A 9,148-nucleotide genomic window follows, 5' to 3' on the forward strand; every position below is an offset into this window, starting at 1 on the left:
CCGCTCCGCTGGAATATGTGGGGGTGAATGACTCCTTCGGGGAATCCGGTACACCGACCCAGCTGCTGGAAAAATATGGCTTGAATGCAGCCAATATTGTCGAAAAAGCCAAAATTGCGTTGAAAAGAAAGTAATTATGGGCGGGAATTTCAAGGCTGTTTTGTTCGACCTGAATGGGACAATTATCGACGATATGGGATTTCACGCCAAGGCCTGGCATGAATTGCTTACCCAGGACCTGGGAGTCAAAATAAGCATGGAGGAAGTTTGGAAGCAGATGTATGGAAAAAACAGGGAGTTGTTTATTCGGGTTTTGGGAGAAAATGCCATGACCGAGAAAGAAATGACGTACTGGTCCTTGGAAAAGGAGAAAAGGTACCAGCAGGTTTATATCAATCATATCAAACCGATTCCAGGTTTTATGGACTTCCTGGAGAACTTAAAGACCAAAGGATATAAAATCGGAATTGGTTCGGCTGCCATACCGTTCAACATTAACTTTGTATTGGATACTTTGAATATCAGAACCTATTTCGATTGTATTGTCAGTGCCGATGATGTGACAAACAGCAAGCCTGATCCTGAAACTTTTGCCAGAGGGGCAGAGCTTTTGGGTATGGCTCCAGGAGAATGTATTGTTTTTGAAGATGCACCCAAAGGTGTTGAAGCAGCAGCCAATGCCGGTATGCAGGCTGTGGTGCTTACGACCATGCATTCCAAGGAAGATTTTGAATACCTTGAAAATGTGTTCACTGTCATCAAGGACTATAATGAGCCAAGCTTGGATTTTTTCTAAACACCAAAAGAGATCAGGTCTGTGCCTGATCTCTTTTGATAAGTCAATTGAGGATTCTTATCTGTTCCTTCTGCTTTTGTGTGGAAACAGCACAACCAAGCCAACTCCTCCTCCATTAAAGTTATTGAGCCTACCCTGTATAGCAACTCGTTCGTTGAGGAAATAAGTGACGCCTGCCCCACCTGTGACGAGAAATACGTTTCCTACATTGACCCCCAATTCTGCAAAAAGATACGTATTGTCAAGAATAGGGAAATAATACCTAGGTAAGATACCTACGAAGAAAAACTCATTAGTTTTAATTTAATTTTTGTATCAAAAAGTGAACACAAAAAAAACCGGGCTGCCTACCCGGTCTTCAATTTAGCTCCAATCCATTTAGGAGTAGTATTTTTCACTCCACCTGATTTCATTCTGAAGCTGCCTTAGGTTGCTGTTTTTATCAATGGTGATATTTTCAATTCCGGCAATCTTGGCAAAATCATCCAAATGTTCTGTAGTCAGGCTTTGGCTGAAGCAGGTATGGTGCGCTCCTCCTGCATAAATCCATCCTGCACAACCTGTATTAATGTCAGGCAATGGCTTCCACATTACCCTGGCCACGGGTAGTTTCGGCAGGGCATGCGGGACTTCTACGGCTTCCACTTCATTGACAACCAACCTGAACCTGTTCCCCATATCCACCAACGAAGCATTGAGTGATGGTCCGGATTTTCCGTTGAATACCAATCTGACAGGATCTTCTTTACCTCCAATGCCCAGCGGATGAACTTCGCAGCTGGGCTTACCGGAAGCCAGCACCGGATCTACTTCGAGCATATGTGCCCCAAGTACCATATTGTTCTCAGGTTCAAAGTGGTAGGTGTAATCTTCCATAAATGCATTTCCGCCTTCCAGTCCTGTTCCCATGACTTTCATGGCCCTTACCAATGCTGCTGTTTTCCAATCCCCTTCCCCGGCATAGCCATAACCTTCAGCCATCAGTCTTTGGGTGCCGATTCCGGGGAGTTGCTTCATTCCGTGAAGGTCTTCGAAAGTATTGGTGAAACCTTTAAAGCCACCTTCCTGCAAAAATTTCCGCATGCCAATTTCTATCTGTGCGGCATCGAGCAGAGAAGTCCTTCTGTCTCCATTGGATTTTAGGCTATCAGCCAATAGGTAGGCAGATTCATAGGTTTCAACAAGGGTTTTGATTTCTGAGTCGCTGACAGCATTGATGTAGGCGACCAAATCCCCAACTGCAAATGTATTGACAGCGAAACCAAATTGAAGTTCTGCTTCCACTTTATCGCCTTCTGTCACGGCGACATTGCGCATGTTGTCTCCAAACCTTGCGAATTTAGCTCCCTGCCAGTCAGCCCAAGCTGATGCGGCCCTTGCCCAAGTGTCAATCTGTTTTTTAACCCTATCTGATTTCCAATGACCTACAACTACTTTTCTTTGGATCTTCATCCTGGAAACCATAAAGCCAAACTCACGGTCACCATGGGCACTTTGGTTGAGGTTCATAAAGTCCATATCAATGCTATCCCACGGGATATCCCTGTTGAATTGCGTATGCAAATGAAGCATGGGTTTTTGAAGGATTTTCAATCCACCAATCCACATCTTTGCAGGCGAAAAAGTATGCATCCATGTGATTACCCCTATACAAGCTTTGTTTTGACTGGCCTCTTGGCATACTGCATAAATCTCCTCTGCAGTTTTGACAATGGGTTTGAAAATTATACTCACACTTATATCATCAGCTTGGTTTAGCTCTTTGGCGATAACTTGAGAATTTTCCGCTACTTGACGAAGGGTTTCTTCTCCGTATAGATGCTGGCTTCCGGTAAGAAACCATACTTCGTTTTGTTTGAGGTTATTCATATTTCCTGTAAATTAAGTGTCTTAATTACACATAAAAAATCTGATAAAAAAAAATTTTGATAAAAAATTAATTGTTTTCGAAGAAGATTTCGCTTTTGGGCATGAAATTGTGGAAACTCAAAAAGTTGTCTTTGTAATTTTCTTCATCAAGGCTGTAATAAAAAGCCCCTTTTTTGGAGCTGGATTTATCCTTTTCGTTTTCTTTTTTCAAAAGCTTGGTTGAAAGCAGTTTTCTGGTAAAATTCCTCTTGTCGATTTTGGTTTCATAGAGCCCCTCATACATGGCCTGAAGCTGGGGAAGTGTAAATTTATCAGGCAGCAATTCAAATAGAATAGGGTGAAATGCTGCTTTATACCTCAATTTATTCAAAGCAACATTGACCATTTCTTCATGGTCAAAAATCAGCTGGGGTAAATTTTTCAGGGGAAACCAATGGGCATGAAAATTATCATTGATCTGCTGCTGGTATTTTTCAATATCAATCAAAGCCACATATGGAATAGCAATAACCCTTTCAATGGGATCTCTTTTCGGCTGACTGAAAGCCTGGATTTGCTCCATGTAAATATCATGAAGGCCCGTAAGCTGATTCAGGATTCTGTTGGCTGCCTCATCTAACGATTCTTCTTCCTGTACGAAACCACCCATAAGGCTCCACTTTTCTTTTTCGGGAGCAAATCCTCTTTGAATGAGCAAGAGTTTGTATTCATTGCCATCAAACCCAAAAATGATACAGTCAACTGCGACCAGTTGCCTTTTTTGATTGGAATATTGCATCTGTATAAAATTAATTTGTCAATGTTCGCTCAGGATCTCTCCCTAAACGGGGGATAGAGGTAAATTAAAAGGGAATTTCCGGATTTAGCATACTAATGTAAGCTTAAGGCGCCATTTATTGGATAAGTTTTTATGCTTTTCTTCAATCGGGGCAAAAATGCGTTCATTTTTTGGAAAATTTTTCAGGATATGTGTTTTTCATATTTTAAGATGGTACTGGGTCTGCTTCAGTGAGCAAACAGAATCAGCGCCAGGAAATGTGTTTTTGTTCAAGTGCATTTCCTGGCGCCCGTTTTTTAATCCCAGCAAAGGGAGTGCAGACCAGACCGCTCAGTGCTTGCAGAGATCTTCTGCCCCCTTCGGCAGTTTTTGGGTAAGTGCAGGTTTGCAGCTTTAATTCCTTTCCACCAAGGTGTATTTTGGGAACTCACTTTTGTCCAAGTCTATGAAAAGAAGCTGGGAAAACAGGTATAAATCATTTTTCCAGACATTGAAGTCATGCCCGCCGGGCTCTAGGAAAAAAATGTGAGGGACCCCATTTTCTTTAAGGTATTCGTGTGTTTTTTGACTGACGGGCAAAAGGTTGTCATCCAGGCCACAGGAGATCCAGAGTAAATTCAGTTTATTTTTAACTTCTTCAGGATTGGGGATTATTTCCCGTGCCTGTCCTGTATTTGGTGCTGAAGAAAAGCCCCCAACCCAGGCAAATTTCTCCAAATTCCCTAATCCGAAATTCAAAGATTGCCCACCTCCCATGGAAAGTCCAGCCAAGGCCCTACTTTCTCGGTTCTTAATCACCGAATAATGTTTTTCGATGAAGGGAATAAGATCATTGATCAAGTCAGCTTCAAAATCGGAGAAAGCCTTTACCTTCAGACTGTCAAAAATATTTCCAATAGCCCGGTCATCTTTCATGGCCCTGCCGTTTGGAAATACTACGATTATTTCCCTGAGTTTTTCCGCTGCATAAAGATTGTCAAAGATCACCTGAGCAGAACCCTCACGGAGCCATTCGTTTTCATCTCCACCTATTCCATGCAAAAGATACAGAACCGGATATGTCTTTTCCACTGAGTAATGAGGCGGGGTGTAAACCATTGCTATCCTGTCCACGCCTACTGTTGCTGAGGGATAGGATACGGTATCCAATCTTCCTTTAGGGTGGTCTTTTTGGATTTGATCAAAACCTACAGGTGCTTTCAGCTTGATTTCCTGAGCATAGCTGTGAAGGGATGTAAGTACTATCAAAAACAGGAGTATGGGTTTTATTTTCATATCAAATGGGGTTATTGATGTTTATCGATTTGATGTGACCGGATGTTTTACGGGTCAACATTGTAGTCTTCAAGTAGTGGAAAATATAGGTTTGGGCTTTGCTTATATTTAAAGTGTTTTAATTACACTTTAAATATAAGCGTTTTATTTTAGGCATGGAACCGGTTTTTCCAAAATGTACATTTTAATCGGTATGAAGCGCGTACATAAGGTAAACCAAAGGCTGATTTTTTCTATTTAGTGTAAAAATTACAATTAATGTTTTTATATTGTCCCTTCCTTCACTTTTAATGGTTACCACATACAGAAAGAACAAAAGAGAAGGAAATGAGTGTATTCGAAGAATTATATTTAAGTCTATAAAAGAAGCAGCCGTAAGGTGTTTTAATCTGCAAGATTGAAAAAAAATCACCAATACGCCTGAGTCAGCATTAAACAACAATACATAACAATCAGCCTAAAATGAAAATGAACAGTTCACTCAAACTCAGGATCACCTTGCTTTTTTCAGTGGTCTTTTTGGCATTTGAAAGCCATGCACAGACCAATAAGCTTGTTGTCAACACAGAAAGCGGAAATGTGCAGATCAATAAGCATATCTATGGGCATTTTGCAGAGCACTTAGGCAGGAATATTTATGGAGGAATCTGGGTGGGTCCTGATTCTGATGTTCCCAATGAAGATGGTTACAGAAAGGATGTGATGCAGGCCTTGATAGACTTGGAGATCCCAAACCTGAGGTGGCCGGGTGGTTGTTTTGCAGATGAATATCACTGGACAGATGGAATAGGTGATCCCAATGACAGACCAAAAATGGTCAATACCAATTGGGGTGGAGTCACTGAAGATAATTCATTCGGAACGCATGAGTTTTTGAATTTTACCAAAAAAATCAACACCGTACCTTATATCACTGGTAATGTGGGTTCAGGATCTGTCGAAGAAATGTCTAAATGGATTGAATACATCAACTTTGATGGAGAGAGTCCTATGGCAGATTTGAGAAGAAAAAATGGACAGGAAGACCCATGGGACATTGAATATTGGGGTGTAGGAAATGAAAGCTGGGGCTGTGGTGGCCACATGACACCAGAATATTATGCCAATGAATACAGAAGGTACGCGACTTATGCCAGAGATTATGGAGGCAATAAGCTCTATAAAATTGCCGGTGGTGCAAACAACTGGGATTTGAACTGGACAGAGGTTTTGATGAAAAATATTCCTTTGCAGATGATGGATGGTTTGTCTTTGCATTATTACACCGTAACGGGAACCTGGGAGGAAAAAGGAGCAGCCACAAAATTTACCAAAGAAGAATATCTTGAAACCCTGAACAAAGCTGCTGTAATGGATGACCTGATAGCCAAGCACAGTCAGATCATGGATAAATATGACCCTGAAAAGAAAGTGGGTTTGATCATTGATGAATGGGGTACTTGGTTTAAAGTAGAAGAGGGTACCAATCCGGGATTTTTGTATCAACAGAATACCATGAGAGATGCCCATGTTGCGGCTATTACGCTGAATATATTCAATAAGCATGCTGAAAGGGTTCACATGGCCAACCTGGCACAAACAGTCAATGTCCTTCAGGCAATCATCCTCACCAATGAGAATGATATGATTCTGACTCCGACCTATCATGTGTTTGACCTATACAAACCGCACAAAGATGCGATTCTTTTGGATCATTTTCTTAGTTCAGAAAAAGTGGCTTTTGGAAAGCAAAGTGCAGAGGCACTGCATGTTTCTACTTCGAAATCTGAAGATGGAACAGTCAATATCAGTATAGCCAATATTCACCCCGACAAGAAAGTAAGTCTAGATATAGATTTACTGGGTAAGGAATTTAAAACTGTTTCTGGAGAAATTGTGACAGCTTCAAGTGTTGATACTTACAATACATTTGAGAAAAAGGATGCAGTGAAAAAGGCCAGCTTCTCAGATTTTAAACTCAATAAAAATATCCTCAAAGTAGATGCTCCCGCCAATTCAGTTTTAATGATCAGGGTGAAATAATTCCTTGATTTTGGACTGGCAAAAGGAGTATTTGAAAAATTAAATTAGAATGAGCAATCAATTTGTAATCGGACTGGACTACGGATCTGATTCCGTCAGAGTAGTCTTGGTGAATACAGCAGATGGAAGCTGTCCTGCAAGCCATGTCTACTGGTATCCTAGATGGAAGGCCGGAAAATATTGCGACGCAGTTTCAAACAGATTCAGACAGCATCCTTTGGACCATCTTGAAGGATTGGAGGAAACCATCAAAGCTGTTTTATCCAATTCAGGAGTTTCCAAAGATCAGGTAAAAGCTATTTGTGTGGATACTACAGGTTCATCACCTATGCCTGTAGATGAAAATGGAGTTTCTCTGGCAATGAAACCTGAATTTGCAGAAAATCCAAATGCCATGATGGTGCTTTGGAAAGACCATACAGCCATAGATGAAGCAGAAGAAATCAACCATGTTTCCCGTACTTGGGGAGGTGAGGATTTTACCAAATATGAAGGAGGGATTTATTCATCAGAATGGTTTTGGGCCAAAATACTTCATGTGATAAGAGAAGATAAAGCAGTTAAAAAAGCGGCTTATTCATGGATGGAACACTGTGATTTTATCACCTCCCAATTGATTGGTTGTAAAGACCCATTAGCGCTGAAAAGGAGTAGGTGTGCCGCAGGACACAAGGCGCTATGGCATGAAAGCTGGGGCGGACTTCCTCCAAAGGAGTTCTTGGAGAAGTTTGACCCATACTTGGCAGCGCTGAAAGACAGGCTTTATACAGATACATACACTTCCGATCAGGCAGCTGGCAAATTGAGTAAAGAATGGGCAGAAAAGCTGGGTTTGTCTGAAGAAACAGTAATCGCTGTAGGAACTTTCGATGCCCATGCCGGTGCTGTAGGAGGTGAGATCACCGAAAACACATTGATCAAGGTCATGGGGACTTCCACCTGTGACATCATGGTGACAAATAAAGAAAAGTTAGGAGACAAATTGATTCCTGGGATTTGCGGACAGGTTGATGGTTCTGTTATTCCAGGTACAATTGGTCTGGAAGCAGGGCAATCAGGTTTTGGAGATGTCTTGGCTTGGTTCAAAAGTTTGATCCTAAAGCCATCCCTTGAGTTGATTCAGGGAAGTGCCACACTGAGTGAGGATCACAAAAAACAATTGACTGCGGAACTGGAAGATCAGCTTATTGTCAAATTATCAGAAGAAGCCATGCAGATTCCTGTTGGGGAATCCAATATTATAGCTTTGGATTGGATCAATGGTCGAAGAACTCCTGATGCCAACCAAGCGCTCAAGGGAGCAATTCGAAACCTCAATATGGGCTCTGATGGAGCCCGTGTATTCAAAGCTTTGGTAGAAGCTATCAGCTTTGGCTCCAAAAGCATCGTAGAGCGTTTCAGGCAGGAAGGCGTGCAGATTGATGCAGTGATAGGACTGGGAGGAGTAGCCAAAAAATCAACATTGGTGATGCAGACATTGGCGGATGTTTTGAATATGCCGATCAAGGTAGCAACATCAGATCAAGCTCCGGCATTGGGTGCAGCCATGTATGCAGCTGTTGCTGCAGGAATACATCCCACGACCGAAGCAGCCATTCAGGCCATGAGCTCCGGTTTCGACAAAACCTATCACCCTATAGCTGCAAATGTCCCAGTATATGAAAAGTTATATAGGGAGTATTTGGAGTTTGGGAAGGAAATTGAAGGCAACTGATATTAGATTTCAGAAGGTAGATTTTAGATTTGGAAAGCAGAATTTGAAGGTCAAATACTTAAATTTATGATTATCAAACCTGTTTTTTTTAAGTCTAAATTTTTATCGAAATGCAAAATCTGATCAAACAAAGGACTAAAAAGTTTGCTCTTGATATTTTGAACCTTGTGGATGTATTGCCGAATTCGGTTGGTACCAAGATAATATCCTTTCAGCTTATAAAGTCCAGTACATCAGTCGGAGCTAATTATAGAGCTGTCTGTAGATCAAGAAGTGATAAGGAGTTTATTTCAAAAATGCAGATTGTATTAGAAGAAATAGATGAAAGTGCCTATTGGCTGGAGTTGCTCCATGAGAAAAGATGGGTTGATGTTACCATTCTCTTAAAAGAAGCGGACGAATTAACAGCAATATTTGTCAGTAGTCTAAAAACTGTCAAAAGCAGAATCAGTAACTCAAAAACAAGTAAATAACCGTTTACTCTCAAGTTCCCCAATCTACAATCTACAATCAAAAATCTAAGATCTAAGATCTAAAATCTAAATACAGATGTACAAAGAACTAAAAAAAGCCTGCTATGAGGCAAATATGCAACTGCCGGAATTGGACCTGGTGGTCTATACTTTTGGTAACGTGAGTCAGGTGGACAGGGAAAAAGGAGTATTTGCCATCAAACCAAGTGGGGTTCCTTATG

General features: G+C 41.2%; 8 protein-coding genes and 1 pseudogene. 6 read left to right on the top strand and 3 right to left on the bottom strand.

Features of this window, described 5'->3' with window-relative positions:
- Window positions 1–134 (top strand): annotated as a pseudogene (locus EA341_RS16555) (transketolase family protein); the annotation flags it as partial.
- A 2-nt stretch (window positions 135–136) separates the two neighbouring features.
- Window positions 137–796: an HAD family phosphatase gene (locus tag EA341_RS16560; protein ID WP_293016282.1), complete on the top strand. Its 660-nt coding sequence runs from the start codon at window positions 137–139 to the stop codon at window positions 794–796.
- A gap of 378 nt (window positions 797–1,174) precedes the next feature.
- Here EA341_RS16560 and araA read toward each other — a convergent pair whose 3' ends face one another.
- From araA to EA341_RS16575, 3 genes are all read right to left on the bottom strand, one after another.
- Window positions 1,175–2,665, bottom strand: coding sequence for an L-arabinose isomerase (araA, locus tag EA341_RS16565; protein WP_293016283.1), 1,491 nt, complete (start codon window positions 2,663–2,665; stop codon window positions 1,175–1,177).
- A gap of 67 nt (window positions 2,666–2,732) precedes the next feature.
- Entirely contained in the window at window positions 2,733–3,443 is a 711-nt protein-coding gene (locus EA341_RS16570) for an NUDIX domain-containing protein (RefSeq protein ID WP_293016284.1), read from the bottom strand.
- 393 nt (window positions 3,444–3,836) lie between these two features.
- Window positions 3,837–4,718 (bottom strand): alpha/beta hydrolase-fold protein, encoded by an 882-nt coding sequence (locus tag EA341_RS16575; protein ID WP_293016285.1) that lies wholly within the window; start codon window positions 4,716–4,718, stop codon window positions 3,837–3,839.
- A gap of 462 nt (window positions 4,719–5,180) precedes the next feature.
- On the opposite strand from EA341_RS16575, the gene EA341_RS16580 reads away from it, so the two are divergent.
- The 4 genes from EA341_RS16580 to EA341_RS16595 form a co-directional block, all read left to right on the top strand.
- Window positions 5,181–6,740: an alpha-L-arabinofuranosidase C-terminal domain-containing protein gene (locus EA341_RS16580; RefSeq protein ID WP_293016286.1), complete on the top strand. Its 1,560-nt coding sequence runs from the start codon at window positions 5,181–5,183 to the stop codon at window positions 6,738–6,740.
- Between the two features lie 49 nt (window positions 6,741–6,789).
- Window positions 6,790–8,454 (top strand): ribulokinase, encoded by a 1,665-nt coding sequence (locus EA341_RS16585; protein WP_293016287.1) that lies wholly within the window; start codon window positions 6,790–6,792, stop codon window positions 8,452–8,454.
- Window positions 8,455–8,564: 110 nt separating this feature from the next.
- Window positions 8,565–8,927, top strand: coding sequence for a four helix bundle protein (locus EA341_RS16590; RefSeq protein ID WP_293016288.1), 363 nt, complete (start codon window positions 8,565–8,567; stop codon window positions 8,925–8,927).
- Window positions 8,928–9,003: 76 nt separating this feature from the next.
- A partial coding sequence (locus EA341_RS16595; protein WP_367127718.1) for a class II aldolase/adducin family protein occupies window positions 9,004–9,148 on the top strand: 145 nt, incomplete at its 3' end.

It is taken from the genome of Mongoliibacter sp. (genome assembly GCF_007692705.1).
In the GTDB taxonomy this organism is placed as follows: Bacteria; Bacteroidota; Bacteroidia; order Cytophagales; family Cyclobacteriaceae; genus Mongoliibacter.

Coding starts and splice junctions, on each gene's coding strand:
- EA341_RS16560 (WP_293016282.1), top strand. CDS start 137: ATGGGCGGGAATTTCAAGGCTGTTTTGTTCGACCTGAATGGGACAATT.
- araA (WP_293016283.1), bottom strand. CDS start 2,665: ATGAATAACCTCAAACAAAACGAAGTATGGTTTCTTACCGGAAGCCAG.
- EA341_RS16570 (WP_293016284.1), bottom strand. CDS start 3,443: ATGCAATATTCCAATCAAAAAAGGCAACTGGTCGCAGTTGACTGTATC.
- EA341_RS16575 (WP_293016285.1), bottom strand. CDS start 4,718: ATGAAAATAAAACCCATACTCCTGTTTTTGATAGTACTTACATCCCTT.
- EA341_RS16580 (WP_293016286.1), top strand. CDS start 5,181: ATGAAAATGAACAGTTCACTCAAACTCAGGATCACCTTGCTTTTTTCA.
- EA341_RS16585 (WP_293016287.1), top strand. CDS start 6,790: ATGAGCAATCAATTTGTAATCGGACTGGACTACGGATCTGATTCCGTC.
- EA341_RS16590 (WP_293016288.1), top strand. CDS start 8,565: ATGCAAAATCTGATCAAACAAAGGACTAAAAAGTTTGCTCTTGATATT.